Origin of the sequence: Mesorhizobium sp. M7A.F.Ca.US.006.01.1.1, from assembly GCF_003997935.1 — a bacterium.
Classification (GTDB): domain Bacteria; phylum Pseudomonadota; class Alphaproteobacteria; order Rhizobiales; family Rhizobiaceae; genus Mesorhizobium.
This window is the reverse complement of the sequence record NZ_RZQL01000028.1, coordinates 1-16,525: the sequence shown is the minus strand read 5'-3', so window position 1 is coordinate 16,525 and position 16,525 is coordinate 1. Positions and strand designations below refer to the sequence as shown.

At 64.0% G+C, this 16,525-nt stretch carries 13 protein-coding genes; 4 read left to right on the top strand and 9 right to left on the bottom strand.

The features are described from left to right. Positions 1-2: 2 nt before the first annotated feature. The 9 genes from EN943_RS07760 to EN943_RS07720 form a co-directional block, all read right to left on the bottom strand. Positions 3-1,067 (bottom strand): ABC transporter permease, encoded by a 1,065-nt coding sequence (locus tag EN943_RS07760; RefSeq protein ID WP_127412150.1) that lies wholly within the window; start codon positions 1,065-1,067, stop codon positions 3-5. Next, positions 1,060-2,616 carry a sugar ABC transporter ATP-binding protein gene (locus EN943_RS07755; protein ID WP_127412149.1) on the bottom strand — a complete coding sequence of 519 codons (1,557 nt, stop codon included), beginning with the start codon at positions 2,614-2,616 and terminating at the stop codon, positions 1,060-1,062. Before EN943_RS07755 ends, EN943_RS07760 begins: the two co-directional genes overlap by 8 nt. Next, positions 2,613-3,257: a DUF2291 family protein gene (locus EN943_RS07750; protein ID WP_127412148.1), complete on the bottom strand. Its 645-nt coding sequence runs from the start codon at positions 3,255-3,257 to the stop codon at positions 2,613-2,615. The genes EN943_RS07755 and EN943_RS07750 overlap by 4 nt, the downstream gene beginning before the upstream one ends. A gap of 94 nt (positions 3,258-3,351) precedes the next feature. After that, positions 3,352-4,293, bottom strand: coding sequence for a D-ribose ABC transporter substrate-binding protein (locus EN943_RS07745; protein ID WP_127412147.1), 942 nt, complete (start codon positions 4,291-4,293; stop codon positions 3,352-3,354). 327 nt (positions 4,294-4,620) lie between these two features. Continuing rightward, positions 4,621-5,448, bottom strand: a complete 828-nt coding sequence (locus tag EN943_RS07740) for a phosphogluconate dehydrogenase C-terminal domain-containing protein (protein WP_127412146.1) — start codon at positions 5,446-5,448, stop codon at positions 4,621-4,623. Positions 5,449-5,559: 111 nt separating this feature from the next. After that, positions 5,560-6,579 carry an ABC transporter permease gene (locus tag EN943_RS07735; RefSeq protein WP_127412145.1) on the bottom strand — a complete coding sequence of 340 codons (1,020 nt, stop codon included), beginning with the start codon at positions 6,577-6,579 and terminating at the stop codon, positions 5,560-5,562. After that, positions 6,576-9,059 carry an ATP-binding cassette domain-containing protein gene (locus EN943_RS07730; protein ID WP_127412144.1) on the bottom strand — a complete coding sequence of 828 codons (2,484 nt, stop codon included), beginning with the start codon at positions 9,057-9,059 and terminating at the stop codon, positions 6,576-6,578. Before EN943_RS07730 ends, EN943_RS07735 begins: the two co-directional genes overlap by 4 nt. A 74-nt stretch (positions 9,060-9,133) precedes the next feature. Further along, positions 9,134-10,156 (bottom strand): ABC transporter substrate-binding protein, encoded by a 1,023-nt coding sequence (locus EN943_RS07725; protein ID WP_127412143.1) that lies wholly within the window; start codon positions 10,154-10,156, stop codon positions 9,134-9,136. A gap of 246 nt (positions 10,157-10,402) precedes the next feature. Further along, a complete protein-coding gene (locus EN943_RS07720; protein ID WP_127412142.1) occupies positions 10,403-11,077 on the bottom strand; it encodes a GntR family transcriptional regulator in 675 nt (224 codons plus the stop codon). A 225-nt stretch (positions 11,078-11,302) separates the two neighbouring features. Here EN943_RS07720 and EN943_RS07715 point away from each other — a divergent pair, with 225 nt between their 5' ends. From EN943_RS07715 to EN943_RS07700, 4 genes are all read left to right on the top strand, one after another. Next, positions 11,303-12,430, top strand: a complete 1,128-nt coding sequence (locus EN943_RS07715; RefSeq protein ID WP_127412141.1) for a sugar ABC transporter substrate-binding protein — start codon at positions 11,303-11,305, stop codon at positions 12,428-12,430. Between the two features lie 83 nt (positions 12,431-12,513). Continuing rightward, complete coding sequence (locus EN943_RS07710; RefSeq protein ID WP_127412140.1) at positions 12,514-14,046, top strand: sugar ABC transporter ATP-binding protein; 1,533 nt, start codon at positions 12,514-12,516, stop codon at positions 14,044-14,046. Continuing rightward, positions 14,043-16,127 carry an ABC transporter permease gene (locus EN943_RS07705; protein WP_127412139.1) on the top strand — a complete coding sequence of 695 codons (2,085 nt, stop codon included), beginning with the start codon at positions 14,043-14,045 and terminating at the stop codon, positions 16,125-16,127. Before EN943_RS07710 ends, EN943_RS07705 begins: the two co-directional genes overlap by 4 nt. Before the next feature lie 13 nt (positions 16,128-16,140). Beyond that, the coding region (locus tag EN943_RS07700) for an SDR family NAD(P)-dependent oxidoreductase (RefSeq protein ID WP_127412138.1) at positions 16,141-16,525 on the top strand (385 nt) is incomplete at its 3' end.

Sequence of the window (16,525 nt, the reverse complement as noted above, 5' to 3'; positions counted from 1 at the left end):
GCTCAGCCTGCCTTTGCCATCTGCATCAGCGTCACCCGGCTTTGCAGTCGGCGCTGCGCCTGGTCGACGACGACGGCGACGATGATGACGAGGCCCTTGATCACCATTTGCCAGAACGAACTCACACCCATCATCACCAACCCGTCCGAAAGAATGCCGATGACGAAGGCACCGACAATGGTGCCGCCGATCGTGCCGCGGCCACCCGACATCGAGGTGCCGCCGAGCACTGCCGCCGCAATCGCGTTGAGCTCGAAACTTTCGCCTGTCGCCGGATGCGAGGCCATCAGCTCGGACGAGATGATCAGGCCGACGATCGCCGCGCAGAAACCGGAGAACATATAGACGAACATCTTCACCATGTTGACACGGACGCCCGAAATCCGCGACGCTCGTTCATTGCCGCCGACAGCGAAGATGTGGCGGCCGAGCGGTGTGTACTTGGCGAGATAGGCGGCCCCCAGGGCAACGACGATCAGGATCCAGATCGCCACCGGCAGGCCGAGCAGCCGGCCTGCACCGAGGAAACCGAAGCCGGTGGTGCCCAGTTCCGGCTTGCCGACGAGGTTGGGGAAGGTGCGGCCATCCGACGATAGCAGCGCCAGGCCACGCGCGACATAGAGCACGCCGAGCGTGGCGATGAACGGCGCGACGTTCAGCCTGGTGATCAGCAACCCGTTGACGGCGCCGATCAGGATGCCGACGGCAAGTGTGATCAGCGCGATCTCGAAGACGTTGAAATAGATGGTGTAGCCGATCTGCAGGTCGATGCCGTTGAGCACGAGGTAGCCGGCCACCATGCCGCACAGGCCGACGATCGAGCCGACCGAAAGGTCGATGCCGCCGGTGATGATGACGAAGGTCATGCCCATCGCCAGGAACGCGTTCAGTGCCACGTGCTTCGACATCAGGATCAGATTGGCGGTCGACAGGAAATTCGGCGCCGCGATCGAGAAGAAGATCAGCACGGCGATCAGCGCGATGAAGGTCCTTAGCTTCATCAGCGTCAACAGCACCGAGCCGCTGGAAGCGGAGGGAGCGGCCGCCTTGGCTGGGATGTCAGTCATGGGCGGTGCTCTCCGTATGTGGGGCTGGTCCGTGGCCAAGCGCCGAGGCGGCGACGAGTGCCGCCTCCGTCGCTTCAGTGCGGTCGAACATGCCGGTCAGTTTTCCGTTGCTCATCACCGCGATGCGGTCGGACAGCGCCATCACCTCATCGAGGTCGGAGGTGGCGAACAAAATCCCCAATCCGTCGCGGGACAGTTTGCGCATGGTGCGGAAGACGTCGGCCTTGGCGCCGACATCGATGCCTCGGCTGGGTTCGTCCATCAGCAGCACCTTGGGTTCGGTGAGCAGCGCCTTGCCAATCACCACCTTCTGCTGGTTGCCGCCTGACAGCGACGAGACCTCCTGCGCCGGGTCGGCGACCTTGATCGCCAGTTCCCGCACGATCTGCGTCACCGCCTGCTTTTCGTCGGCGCCACGAATGTGGAACAGGCGGGCAAAGCGCGACAGGCTGGCCAGCGTCAAATTGCTGGCGACCGAGAGGATCGACACCAGCCCTTCGCGCTGGCGGTCCTCGGGGATCAGTGCCAGTCCGCGCCGGATGCGCCGCGTCGTGTCGCGCTCCTTGACCTTTGTGCCGCCAATGAAGATCTCGCCTGTCGAATGGCCGTGGCGGCCCATGATGCAGTCGAACAGTTCGCTGCGCCCTGCGCCCATCAGCCCGTAGATGCCGAGGATCTCGCCGGCACGCAGCGACAACGAGACATGGTCGACAGCAAGTCCGCCGGTGGCACGAGGCAGGCAGATCTCCTCGGCACGAAAAATCTCTTCGCCCGGAAGATGGCCGTCGGCCCTGGCGAAGTCCTTGGCGTCGGAGCCGATCATCTGGCGAACGATCCACTGCGTGTCGACGTTCTTCATCTCTTCCTGGCCGGTGATGCGGCCGTCGCGCAGCACGGTGATGTAGTCGCCGATGCGGATCAGCTCTTCGAGCCGGTGCGAGATGTAGACTATCGCCACACCGCGCGCCTTGAGGTCGGCAATCACCTTGAACAGGATTTCGACTTCAGCCGCGCTCAGCGCCGAGGTCGGCTCGTCCATGATCAGGATGCGCGCGTCGAGCGAGACCGCCTTGGCGATCTCGACCAGCTGCTGCTGGCCGATGCGCAGATCCTCGACCAGCGTGTCGGGCCGGATGCCGGCTTGCAGGCGTTCCAGAAATTCCGCAGCGCGGTTTTCCTGTTGCTCGCGGTCGATTTTGCCGAAGCGGTTGGTGATCTCCCGGGTGGCGAAAATGTTCTCGGCGACGCTCATGTTGCCGAACAGGTTCAGTTCCTGGAACACCATGCCGATGCCGCGGTTCACCGCATCGCCGGATGACGAGAACGAAACCTCTTCGCCCTCCAGCAGGATGCGGCCGGCTGTCGGCCGTTCGACACCGGCGATGATCTTCATCAGCGTCGACTTGCCGGCGCCGTTTTCGCCGACCAGCACGTTGACCGCGCCCTTGCGTACCTCGAAATTGGCGCGCTTGACCGCGACGGTGCCCGAATAGACCTTGGAGACGTCCTCCAGCTTCAGGATGATTTCGCGCTCTGCGGTCGCGCTCATGGCTTCGGCCCGATCTCTGCCTCCGCCGGCGTCACCAGCGGCAGGTCCTGGCCACTGCCCAGCGTGTAGGCGCCCAGCACCTTGGCACTGCGGCCTTCCAGCGCCTCGCGCGGTAGCTTGGAGAGCACCGTCTTGTCGGTGTAGCTGTTGAACGCCTTGCCGAACTGGGCGAAGTCGATCTGGTTGGTGAAGTCGTTGAACTGGATGAAGTCCAGGCTGTCGCGCAGCGCGGTACCGCGCACTGCCGGTCCGATCTGCACTCGCGCATCGGCCTTGCCGTCGCCGTCGCCGTCCACGTCGACCGTCGCCGCGCGCGACTGCGTGTTGGCCGCGACGATCTTACCTTCCAGCCGAACCGCGAAAGTCCACGGCGAGTTCGCCTGCTTGTTTGGATTGCCGTATTTGGCGCCGGCAGCCGCCGGGTCAGTCGTCGCCAGGGTGTGAACCTCCGCAAACGGACCGGCTTTCTGCTGGAGATAGGGCACGACCTTTGCTGCCCAGATCTCTTCGACCATCTTGTCCGGATTGAAGGCGAGAGTATTGCCCCCGTCTTCCGATTTCGTTGGCAGGATCTTGCAGGCGGTCAGGCTGATGCCGACCATCACGGCAAGGATCGGCCAGTTCGGCTTGGTGTTCAGCATGGCGGCCTGTTGTTCAGCATCGTGGGCGACCCACGGAAAATGGCGGCGAGGGGCGACCCCAGGGTTCGCCCCTCGCTATTCAACCCGCGCGGGCTCAGTTCGTCAGCGCGAAGGTCTCCAGCTTGGCGGCGTTGTCGCCATTGACCAGCACGCAGTCCATCAGCTGCTTTTCCTTGGCCGGCGACTTCTTGTTCTTGATGAAGTCGTTGGCCTGCTCGACCGCCATCTGCGCCTGCGCGAAGGCAGGCTGCAGCACGGTCGCCTTGATTCCGCCAGCGGTGATGGAGTCGCGCACGTCGTTCGATCCGTCGAAGCCGACGACGATGACATCCTTGCGGTTTGCCGCGGCAAGTGCCGCATAGGCGCCCATCGCCATCGTGTCGTTACCGGAGATCACGCCCTTGATGTCGGGGTTAGCCTGAAGGATCGATTCCATCTTGGAATAGGCTTCCGTCTGGCTCCAGTTGGCCGACTGCTGGGCAACCATCTTCAGGTCCGGATAGTCGTCGATGACGTCGTGATAACCCTTGGAGCGGATGCCGGCATTGGTGTCGGATTCCTTGCCGACCAGCTCGACGAAATTGCCCTTCTCGCCCATCAGCTTGACGAATTCCTGCGCGCCGAGCTGGGCACCCTGGTAGTTGTTGGAGACGATCTGCGCCACGGCGACGCCGGTGGCGTTGATCTCGCGGTCGATCAGGAAGGACGGAATGCCTGCGTCCTTGGCCTTCTGCACGGCAGCGACGGTGGCGTCGGCGCCGGCATTGTCGAGGATGATCGCCTTGGCGCCGCGGCCGATTGCGGTGTCGATCAGCTCGGACTGCTTGTTGGCGTCGTCGTCATGGACGAGCACCAGCGCCTCGTAGCCGAGTTCCTTGGCCTTGGCTTCGGCGCCGACGGCTTCCGCCTTGAAGAACGGATTGTCGTGCGAGGGCGTGATGATGGCGATGAGATCCGCCGCGTAAGCGGGCACTGCCGTGCCAAGTGCCAGCATGCCGGCGAAAGCCGCAAGCGTCATTCTGCGTGTGAGTTTCATGAAGTCCTCCCGTTTGAAAAATTGCCTTGGTCAACCAAGGCCTCTGTCGGCATCCGAATTCGTCAGGCGGCGCGGGCGGCGGATCGCTTTCGGGCTAAAGAGCCGTTTGCCGGCTTCCCCTCCGCGGATCGTTGCTCCCCAGCCAATCCCCCATTCGCCCAGGCTTCGAACTCCCTGCGAAGCCGATCCGAGCCATGAACAGCTAAGCTAACTGGTATGATGAGTCAATCACAAATTCAGGTGATATGTACCTGATGGACGGCAAAACCGAGCGCCGGCAATGGTACGCCGACGCATCGAGGCGCTGCGGAAAGCGCCGGTTCTCCCTCAGGTAATCCGCTGAATGCTGGCGGCGATCTCTTCCGGCTCGAACACGCGTTTCCAGTCGTCACGCATCAGCACCGGCTTGCCAAATTCGATCGCCTTGTTGCAGGCATCCGAGAAAACGCCCTTGGTCTCGCCGAAGATGACGGCGCCGAGCACGTTCATATGGCCGAGCAGGAAGTCGAGTGCCGCCTGCTGGTCGACGCCGCGCGCAACGACCTCATCGACGGCTTCCTTCATGACCACCAGCAGCGACGCGCACACCGTTTCCGAAAGGCCGGGTTCCAGCAACGCCATCTGGTCGACGGTGACGCGGTGTGAACGCATGACCGGCGCCCAGATGATTTTCGCGATCGCCTCGCCCTTGGCGTAATCCTCTTCCGGGCCCTGCATCAGGGCGCTGACCATATGCTGCTTGGCCTTGACGCCGCCGAAATAGTCCTTCTTGGCCGCCATGTCCGTCTCGTCATTGAAGATTGGCGGATGGCAGGGGTGGGTGACGAAATAGGTGAGGTCCGGCCGCTTCGGCAGATGGCCGGCGAAGGGTGCCGCCGCGTCGAGCACCACCACCATCGTGCCCGGCGCCAGCTTACTCTCGATGCTGGTCGCCACCTTGCCGATATGCGTGTCCGGAACGGCCAGGATCACCACATCGGCGCCCTTGAGCGCCTCGTCGGCGCTGACCGTATCGAAACCCAGTCCGGTCTTCAGCCGTTCGCGGCCGGCATCGCTGACCTCGACGTGGCGTATCGTGTAGGGCGATCCGCGAAAATTGGTCGACAGGCGGTAGCCCATTTTTCCGCCGGCACCGAACAGCGCAATCGTTGTCATCTGGTCACTACTCCTGATCTCAGCCGACGGTATTGCCCGTCGTCAACTTATCAACTGGTATAATCACGCTACCAGAATTTTGGCAATCCGATAATGACGAATGCGGTGCGGTCATGACTGCCGGTCTCCCGCCGGCACCGCGACGTCGCCGCCTGTAGGCTCGACCGGCGCTCGCCGCGTCATCGCCTGTCGTCCGGCAAGCGCCAGCACGAAGATGACGACGATGCCCTGCACGATGTCCTGCGCGCCCGGAGGCAGGCCGATGATCTGCATGGTGGTGACGATCAGGATCAAAAGGATGCTGGCGAACAGGGTGCCGACGGCGGTTGCCGAGCCGCCGAAGATCAGCGTTCCGCCGAGTACCACCGCGGCGATCGACTGCAGGAGGTAAGGCTGGCCCATTTCGAGGAAGGCGCCGCCGATATAGGCGCCGAGCAGCAGCCCGTTGAGCGACGCCAGCACTGACGAGATGATGAAGGCCGATGCGATCACCGGGCCGGTCCTGATGGCGGCGAGCCGCGCGGCAGTACGGTTCTGGCCGACCGCCGACAACAGCTGGCCGAACACCGTGTAGCGCAGCACGAACGAGGTTGCCGCCACGCCAAGGATTGCAATGACCGCCATGATCGGCATGCCCAGAATGCGTCCCGATGCCAGGTATTTCAGCGCCGGGCTGACGGCAAAGCCCGAGATCGCCCGGTTGGACAGCAGCGTTGCGGTGGCCAGCACGTACCCGGTGGCCAGCGTGGCGATGATGGCCGGGATGCCGAGCCCGACGACTAGCAGCGAATTGAGCGCACCGACAGCAAGGCCGAGCAGGATCGCGGCGGCAACGCCGATGGCGAGATTGGCATCCTGGCCCTTGATGGTGAGCAGCGCGACGAAGGCGCTGAGCGTGATCACCGAGGCGACCGAGAGGTCGATGTTGCCGCGCCCGGTCGTCACCACGAACATCTGGCCGATGCCGACGATCGTCAGGAAGGATGCCGACAGGATGATGCCCGACAGGCTGGACAGGCTGAAGCGGTTGGTGACGATGGACAGCACCAGCCACAGAAGCAGCACGCCGATCGCCGCCCAGATCCAGCGGTTTTTCTGCGACCAGAGGCTGAAGGCGGTCAGGGCGTTCATTGTTCGCTCCTGCGGTCGGCGGTCAGGCTGCGCAGCGTCAAAAGAGCAATCAGGATCAAGCCTTGCGTCGCGGCGTTGAAATCGCTGCTGACGTTCAGCGTGCCGAGCAGCGCGCCGATCAGCGACAGCGTCACCGCGCCTGCAACGGCGCCGACCGGCGAGATGATGCCGCCAAGCAGCGAGCAGCCGCCCATCACCACGGCGGCGACGCTTAGCAGCGTGAACGAATTGCCGGAGTTGATGTCGCTTGCCGTGTTGATCGCCGTCAGCGACAGGCCCGCTGCACCCGCAAACAGCCCGGCGATGAGATAGCGCACCAGCGCATAGCGCGTTGGCGACCATCCCGAACGGATCATCGCCGTTGAGTTGTTGCCGAACCCGCGCAGCACCACGCCCAGCGGCAGCCGGTCGATGACGAAGACGATAAGCGCTACGGCTGCGATGAGGATGATGGAGGTGGGCACGAAGCCGAGCGACCAGCTGAAGAGCGCCGACAGCCATTCCGGGCTTGCGCCGCCGGGCGTTGGCTGCAGCGCATAGCCCAGCCCCACCCAGATGAAGGAGGCGCCAAGCGTGACGACGATGGCCGGGATCTTGCGCGCCTGGATCACCCCGCCAAGCCCGGCATAGGCGGCGATCGCCGCCGCCAGCGCCAGGGCGCCGAGCCATGGCTGATCGTAGAGCAGCGTGGCGCTGAGCACGCTGACGAGGCCGGCGAAAGCGCCGACGCCGAGGTCGATCTCGCTGCCACCGACGATGAACATCTGTGCCGCCGTCACCAGCACCAGCGACAGCGCCGGCATCAGCAGCAGATCGAGCCCGAAGATCGAGGCGACGGCTGGATTGGCTGAGATCATCACGGCGAGCACGGCGGCGAGGCCGATGAAGGGCGCCGCATCCACCAGCCTGCGGCCAAGCCTTGTCGCTGGCGCATCCTTGTGTCGGGCAGTTCCGTGCCTGTCCGCCGGTTGGGCGAAGGATGCGCCGACAACAGCCGATTCCGTGATCGCGTCTCCGGTGAGTTCCCTGACGATCCGTCCGCCGGCAAAGACCAGCACACGATCGCAGGCCAGCAGTTCGGCATCCTCTGTCGTATGCCAGACCAGGGCGCGGCCGCTGCGCGCGATCTCGTTGCACAGCCGGTAGAAATCCTGCTTGGTGGCGATGTCGACGCCGCGCGTCGGGTCGTCGAGCAGGATGATCGGCGTGTCGGCGACCAGCGCCCGGGCGACCAGCGCCTTTTGCTGGTTGCCGCCGCTGAGCTCGGTGATGTTGGACTGGAAGCGGCTGTCGTCAAGCCGCAGCTTGCCGGCGGCATCAGCGGCCATTTTGCGGTTGGCGCGATCTGAAACCAGCCCCAGCACAGGGCGGCGGGCAAGCGCGCCGATGCTGATGTTTCCCAGCACGCTCCACAGCGGGAACACGCCTTCCTTCTGCCGGTCACCGGCGATGAAGCCGGCCTGCGCATGTCTTGTGACCGCGCCATTTTGCTTGGCGTCGGGGCTGAAGATCCTATGCAGCAGCTCCTTCTGGCCGCTGCCTTCGAGACCGGCCAGCCCGACGATCTCGCCGCGCACGATCTCGATGTCGCGGCCGAGTTCCGATGTCAGCGGGCCGGAGAGCCGCACCAGCACATCCAGGGCCGAGGCGGCGGAGACGGCGTGCTGGTGCACCGAGTTGGCATCGCCGCCCATCAGCTGCACCAGCCTGCCGATCGAGGCGTCCGCGGCCTGGCCCTGCCATGCCGTGCGGCCGTTGCGCAGCACCACGATCTCGGTGGCGATGTCGATGATCTCCTGCAGCTTGTGGCTGATGAAGATGAAGGCAAGGCCTGCCTTTGCCCGCTCGCGAATGAAGGCGCGCAACTGTTTCGAGCGGTCGAGATCGAGCGACGAGGTTGGCTCGTCGAGCACGATCAGCCTGACGCCGGGCGTTGCCGCGGCACGCGCGATCTCCACCATCTGCCGTTCGGCGATGGAGAGGTGGCCGACTTCGGCGTCGGCATCGATGCCGTTGCCTGGAAAGACAGCGTCGAGTGCTGCGCGGGCGCGGGCGCGATAGAGTGCGCGCCAGCCGGGCCGGCTCGCAGCGTCGCCGGGAGTCTCTAGAAAGAAGTTCTCGGCGACGGACAGATTGGCGCAGAGCGAAAGCTCCTGATGCACCATGCGGATGCCACGCCGCTGCGCTTCGCCGGTGCCGTAGTCGGCGAAGTTGACGTGTTCGTCGGCGAAGGAAATCGAACCCAGCGTCGGCCACATCGCACCGCACAGGATACGCATCAGCGTCGATTTGCCAGCGCCATTGCCGCCGACCAGCCCGATCACGTTGCCGGCACCGACGCAGAGGTCGATGCCTGCATTGGCGAGCGTCGGTCCAAAGCTCTTGGTGATCCCGGTGAGCGAAACGACGCTTTGCCGGATTGGAGCGGCAGGCGCCTTGGCGGCGGCCCTGTCCTGATCGGCGACGGCAGACTGGGACATTCGTCCTCCGTTTCCTCGACAGCGACGATCGAGCGGTGCTGCGGCACCGCTCGATCCGGCAGCGCTGAGTCGCGTTACTTGCTCAGCAGGTTCTGTTTCACCCAGTCCAGCGAATAGCTGGGGCTGATGATCTGGCCGCCCGGCAGCTTGGCGTACTCCTTGAGGTTGCCGGCATCGACCGTCGCCACCGGCATGATCATCAGCTTGGGTGCCTGGGCGCCCTTCAGCAGCGACAGGCCGAGCCAGAAGGCAGCACCGCCGATGCCTGGCGTGGTGTTCATGGACACCGTCTGGTAGCCGTTCTTGGCGTTCTCCTCAGCCCACCATTTGACGAAGTCGGTGCCGCCGCCGCCTTCGATGATCGGCATCTTGCCGGCGTAGTCGCCGCCATACTGGACGAAGGCCTGCGCGATGCCGACATCGTCGCTGCCGCCCTGGCCGAGCACGGCATCGATATGCGGCAGCGAGGGCAGCACATTGGCGATCGCCGCCTGCGCCACCGAGGCGGTCGCCTGGCCATAGACGGTCGCGACCACCTTGATGTCAGGATATCTGGCCAGCACCGACTGCTGTGCGTTGAACATGTCGTTGTCGGGCGCCGAGCCCTTCACGCCGCGCACCTGCAGGACGTTGCCCTTGCCGCCGAGCATCTTGAAGACCGCCTCGGCCTGGGTCGCCTTGTAACCCTTGAAGTCGAAATTGAGCTGGTAGTTGCAGGGCGCCGAGGCCACCGAATCGAAAGAGATGACGATGATGCCGGCTTTGCAGGCTTTTTCGATGATGCCATTGACCGCCGTTTCCGAGGCGGCGTCGACGGCGAGCACGTCGACCTTTTTCAGGATCAGCTCGGCGATCTGGCTGTTTTGCTGCGCCACCGAACCGTCGCCGTTCATGACGATATAGTCGGCGATCTGACCGGCGGCCTTCGCTTCCTTGGCGGAGGCTTCGAACGCTTCGACCATCTGGTGCCGCCAGGTGTTGCCGTAATAGGCGTTGGCGAGCGCGATGACCGGCGCGTCCGGTGATGCCATTGCCGGCAACACGCAAACACTCGCCAGCGCGGCGCTGGCAAGCGCCGCCACAGTTACAAATCTCATGGTATTTCCTCCCAAAAACACGATCGGCTTGGCTTGCCACACGAGCATAGTGCAACCTCCCAGAGACACGCTATGTCAGGTACATATTATACCAGCATACCAAATAGGCAAGAGTCGGCATGACACTGCCGTGCATCGCCCGTTGTTGCGGCTGCCACCTCGATGGAATGGTAATTCGTGATCGCTTTCTGCGGCGGCTTACGAGCCGCTCTTTGGACAGAAGCCGGTGAGACCGGGGTCGGGGCGCTACTTCAAAAGATCGATCAGCACGTCGAAAGCTGCATCGATATCGCCGCGGACCGCCGCCTGAACTGCCTGCTCGTTTCGGTCGCGCGGGGCCGCAAACATCTGTTGATGGTACGTGTTCGCGGTCGAGTAGGACCCATGCAGCATATTGAAATAGGGGCTGATCTGCAGCCATAGATCCTTGATAATCTTGAGCAGGGTTTCGGATCCCGCTGCTCGGTAGATTGCGAAGTGGAAGGTGTAATTCGCCCTGAGGTAGGCCTTTACGTCGTCTGCGCCATTCGCCCGTTCCAGCGAGTCCAGATCGCGCGCGAAAATCGCAAGATCCGCTTCACTGCGGTTCTGTGAGGCCCAGCCGGCAGCAATGGCCTCTATTTCAAAACGTACATTGCGCAAATCGGTGAGCCGCTCGCGGCTGAGCGCCGGAATACCGATTGAGCGCCCGGATACTACGGTCAGCGCGTTGGCTGCCGTCAGGCGCCGCAGCGCTTCCCTGACCGGCATCGGGCTGACGCCAAAGGCGTCCGCGAGGCTCTGAACCGTGACCATCTCGCCCGGCACGATGCTGCCGTCGAGGATCAACTCGGTGACCTGATTATAGACCCGGTCCTGCAGAGTTTCCTTGGACAGTGGAATGATCTCGACACCAGGCTTCCTGAACGCCGATCCAGCCATCTCCTGTCAACCTTCCCGCCTGAGGGCGACACCTGCTTGTGTGCTCGTGTCGGAATGCAAGGTTCGTGGTGTCACGTCAAGCGGCTGACATAGCCGGTTTTGATATAAACGATTTCATCATTGATATTTGATCAAATCATGTTACGGTCGCTGGCATCGAATGACAAGGGTTACGTTTCGTGCCCTTGGGAGGCATTCGATCGTTCTGTTTGGGAGGAGTTTCACATGGGTATCGGATCGAAAGTCCGGCGGCTTGCGCTGCTGGCCGGCATGGCCGCCTGCGCCTTCGGCCTGTCCGCTGCGCAGGCCGCCGAGAAGCACAAGATCTTTCTCAGCATGAGCTACATCGGCAACGATTGGCAGGCGGAGGCGGCCAACATGGTCAAGGCCATGGCCGCTCACAAGAGCCTGGCCGACAAGGTCGACCTGCAGGTCCAGGTCGCTGGCCCCAACGCGCAACGCCAGATTCAGCAGATCAACGCAATGGTGCAAAGCGGCGCCGAGGCGATCGTCGTGTATCCGATTTCACCGACCGCGCTCAATCAGGTCGTCAAGAATGCCTGTGATAAGGGCGTGAAGGTCTTTGCGTACGACGCCGAGATCACCGAGCCTTGCGCCTACAACGTCCACATAGACCAGCTGGAAGCGGGCAGGGTGACAGCCGAATGGCTGGTCAAGAAGCTAAATGGCAAGGGCAACATCATCGCCATCACGGGCGTCCCGGGAACATCCGTTGACGATCAGCGGACAAAGGCCGCCAAGGAAGTCTTCGCCAAGTATCCTGACATCAAGATCGTCGGCGAGGCTGTCGGCATGTGGAGCCAGGCGGTCGCCCGCACCGAGCTTTCGAAAATCCTGGCCACCCGCAATTGGGACGACATCAACGGGCTGTGGATGCAGGTCGGCTGCTTCACCGCCAACTCGATGCAGCTCGAGGCTGGCAAGAAGACCAGCGAACTCCTGCCTTGCGCCGGCGAAGGTTCCAATGGCGGCCGCATCCAGATGCTGCCGGAGGGCACCGAGGTCGAAGGTGCCGCTCCCCCTTATGCACCGGCGGGCGCGCCACGCATTTCCTATGCCTCGCCGCCTTATTCGGGTGCACTGGCGCTGAAGCTTGCCGTCGAGGCGATCGAAGGCAAGGACGTGCCGAAGACCACCATCCTGCCGCTGCCGGTCGTCACCAATGAGACGATCAAGCTGTGCGACGAAGGCACATGGGCGGAGATGAAGGCCGGCTGCAACGCCTTCAAGCCGTCGCTGGTCTCCAATCCGGGCTGGTTTGCCTCGATCTTCTCGGACCAGACACCCGAGGTCGGCCTCGCGGCTGCTCTCGTCGGACAACCGGAAGAATAAGCCTCCCAAGGCGATCTTGACGATGCGCGGACATTTTCTGTCCGTGCATCGTCGGTCCATGCCAAGCCCGGCGATCGAGGACAATGATAGAACATTCCGAGCTTCCCGCCATCGAGATCGACGGCATCAGCAAGGCGTTCGGCCCGACCGTCGCGCTGGACGGCGTGTCGTTTCGGATCGCGCCCGGCAGCGTCCATGCCCTGCTCGGTGAAAACGGAGCCGGCAAGTCGACGCTGGTGAAGCTGCTGTCCGGGCTGGTCCGGCCGAGCCAAGGCCATGTCCGTGTCTTCGGCAAGGAGATCGCTTACGGCGCACCGCGCGCAGCACATGCGCTCGGTATGCAGACCGCGTTCCAGGAGATGACCCTGGTGCGCGACCTCTCCGTCCTCGACAACATGATGCTGCCTTACGCCCCCGTTGGCATCTCCGGCCTGATCCGCCGCGGTGCTGCGCGCAGGGCCGTCCGTCGCCATATCGAAGATCTCGGTTTTTCCGTCGATCTCGATGCCGAGGTGAGTGAGCTTGAGCTTTCGGTGCGCCAGAAGATCGAGATCGCGCGTGCCGTCTACCGCGAGCCGCGCATCCTGCTGCTCGACGAGCCGACCTCGACGCTCGCCGGCCGCGACGTCGACTGGCTGGGCGCGATCATCGCCAGGCTGAAGGCGGCGGGTACCACCATCGTCTTCATCACCCATCGCATGCGCGAGGTCCGCGCCTTTTGCGACACGCTGACGATCCTGAGAAACGGCCGTCACATCGTCACCGCGCCGGTCGCCGATGTCTCGGATGCCGACGTCATCGAAAAGATCATCGGCCGCAGCATCGAGCAGACCTTTCCGCCCAAGCCGGACAGCGCCCAGGCTTTCGGTCCGCCGGTTCTGGGCGTGCGCGACCTCAAGGTCGGGCGCAAGCTCGACGGCGCCGGCTTCGACCTGCGCAAAGGCGAAATCCTCGGCGTCGCCGGATTGCAGGGCATGGGCCAGCAGGACCTGTTCCTGGCCTGCTTTGGCATGGCCGAGATCGAGCGCGGCCACATCCTCGTCGACGGCCGCAAGGTCTGGCTCGGTTCGCCGGCCGATGCCTTGCGCCCCAACATGGCCATCGGCCTGGTGCCGGAAGACCGCAAATCCGAAGGCCTGTTCCTGAAGCTGTCGGGCAGCCAGAACGCCACCCTGCCGGTGATATCGCGCTTCACACGGCTAGGCCTTGTCGACGCGCAGGCTGAGACCCGCTTCGTCGAGGCGGCATTCGCCACTGTCGAGGTCGACCGTCGGGCGCTGTGGACGCGGGCCGGTGCGTTTTCGGGCGGCAACCAGCAGAAGATCGCCATCGCCAAATGGCTGGTGGCGCAGAGCCGCATCCTGCTGTTGTTCGATCCCACCCGAGGCATCGACGTCGGCACCAAGCATGAGCTTTATGTGATGATGCGAAACTACGTGGCTTCGGGCGGTTCGATCCTTCTGCACTCGACCGAGATTCCCGAACTCGTCCACCAATGCGACCGGGTCCTGGTTCTCTACGACGGGCGCATCGCGGCCGAGCTCGAAGGCGACGCCATCACCGAACCGGCCATCATGCGCCCGGCGCTCGGGCATGCCGGGGAAGCCGCCGCATGAGCAGCGCAGCAGCCTCATCCCCCGCTACCGGCGGCTTCGGACTGCGCCGTGCGCTGATGCGCAATCGCGGCGCGCTGATCGCCGCGGCCGTCCTGGCGATCCTGCTCTTCGTTGTCGACTGGATCAGCGCCGGGCCGCTGACCTATTTCGATGTGTCGTTCCTGTCGAGCGGCGGCGCCACCTCGGCGCTCGCCGCGATCGGCCAGACCATCGTCATCCTGTCGGGCGGCTTCGACCTGTCCGCCGGCGCGGTGATATCGCTGGTCAATGCCGTGATGGCATCGAGCATGGACCCGATGGCACCAGGCGCCAGCATCATCCTGTGGACCGCCGTCGGCATCTGCGTCGGCATGGCCGTGGGGGCCTTCAACGGCTTCTTCATCGCCGTGCTGCGCATGCAGCCCATCGTGGTGACGCTGTCCACCATGTTCATCCTGCAAGGCGTGACGCTGCTGGTGATGGACAAGCCCGGCGGCTTCGTGTCGCCCGATCTCGGTACCTTCTATCTTGGCGACGCGATCACCGGCTGGCTGCCGATGCCGCTGGTGGTGATCGGCGTCGTCCTGCTCGCCTGGTTCTGGCTGAAGGGAACCCGCTTCGGCACAGCACTCTACGCGGTCGGCAGCGATCCGGAGTCGGCCGCTTCCGTCGGCATCAATGTCGTGCTGGTGCGCTTTGCCGTCTATGTCATCGCCGGCGGCTGCTATGGCCTTGCCGGCGTGTTCATCAGCGCCCAGACCGGCAGCGGCGATCCGCTGGTCGGCAATCCGCTGCTCTTGTCGATGTTCGCGGCGGTCGTCGTCGGCGGCACGCGCCTCGGTGGCGGGCAGGGCGGCCCGGTGGGCTCTGTCTTCGGCGCCTTTATCCTGATGATCGTGGTGAATATCCTGCTGGTGCTCAACGTATCGGCCTATTATGCGACCATCGCCGAAGGCACCATTCTGGTGCTGGCGGCACTTGCCGGCTCCATCTCGCACGCATCGGTGCTTGCCGTGCAGCTGCGCGCCGCGCGTGCCCGGCTCGCCGCCTGGCGCGCCGGCACACTGCCCTCGCAGCTTGAGCGCGTGGACCGGCGTCTCAAGATCGCCGAGCCAGCCCTTGCCCAGCGCAGTCCGGCATCGCCGCGCCCTGCGTTCCATCTGCGCAATGCGGAAACGCTGCGCTATGCGCTGCCGGCCTATGTCTGCCTGCTGCTCATCGTGCTCGTCACCCAGATCTGGCTCGGCCGCGCCATCCTCAATCCGGGGTACTGGAATTCGCTGCTGGTGCTATCGTCCTTCCTAGCCGTCTTGGCGCTCGGGCAGGGAACCGTTATCCTGACCGGAGGCCTCGACCTCTCCGTGCCGTGGACGATCGGCATCTCCGGCATCATCTTGGCAGGCATGGTCAACGGCTCCGACGCCGCCCTTGTCTACGCCTTGCCGGTCGTCCTGGTGATGGCCTGCGCCATCGGCTTCGCCAATGGTTTCGGCATCGTCTATCTCGGCATCTCGCCGATCGTCATGACGCTTGCCACCAACGGCATCCTGCAAGGCTGTGCGCTGCTCTATTCGCAGGGAACGCCGGCCGGGTTTTCCTCGCCGATGCTGCGCTGGGTCATGACGGCCAAGCTCGCCGGCCTGCTGACCCCAATCGTGCTGCTGATGGTCGTCTTTGTCGTCGCAGCGGTACTGCTGCTTGGCCGCACCCCGTTCGGAAGGCGCGTCTACGGCATCGGCAACGGGCTGCGTGCGGCGCGCTTGTCGGGCATCGGCGTCGAGCGCACGCTGATCGTGGTCTACATGCTTTCGGCCGTCTGCGCGGCTGTTGTCGGCGTCATGCTGACCGGCTTTTCGGGTCAGGCGAGCCTCGGCATGGGCGACGACTATCTGTTGCCGTCGATCGCCGTGGTGGTGGTCGGCGGCGCGCTGATCACCGGTGGGCGCGGCCACTATCTCGGCATGCTCGGCGGCGTGTTGTTGCTGACGGCACTGCAGATGCTGCTCGCCGGCACCACGCTTCCCTATGCCACGAGGGCAATTCTTTACGGACTGGTCGTTCTGGGCGCCGTCATGGCGCTGCGCGAACGGCGGCTGCAATGAGAAGGACAGGACCATGAGCACAAGGGCGCCGGCATCGGCGGAGGAATTTTTGACCGGGCTGAAAGGCCAGCGCGTGCTGGTGACGGCAGGCGCGGGCGGCATCGGTTTTGCCATAGCCGACACGCTGTCGCGGCTCGGCGCCCGCATCGTCGTCTGTGACGTTTCCGACGAGGCGCTGGCCGCCGCTCCTGGCAAGATCGACCTCGTCGCCGCGGTCAAGGCCGATGTCTCGCGCGACGAGGACGTCGACCGCCTGTTCGAGGCGGTCGAGAAAGAACTCGGCGGGCTCGATGCGTTGATCAACAATGCCGGCATTGCCGGGCCGACCGGCGGTGTCGACGAGATCGATCCGGCCGATTGGCGGCGCTGTATCGACATCTGCCTGACCGGCCAATTCC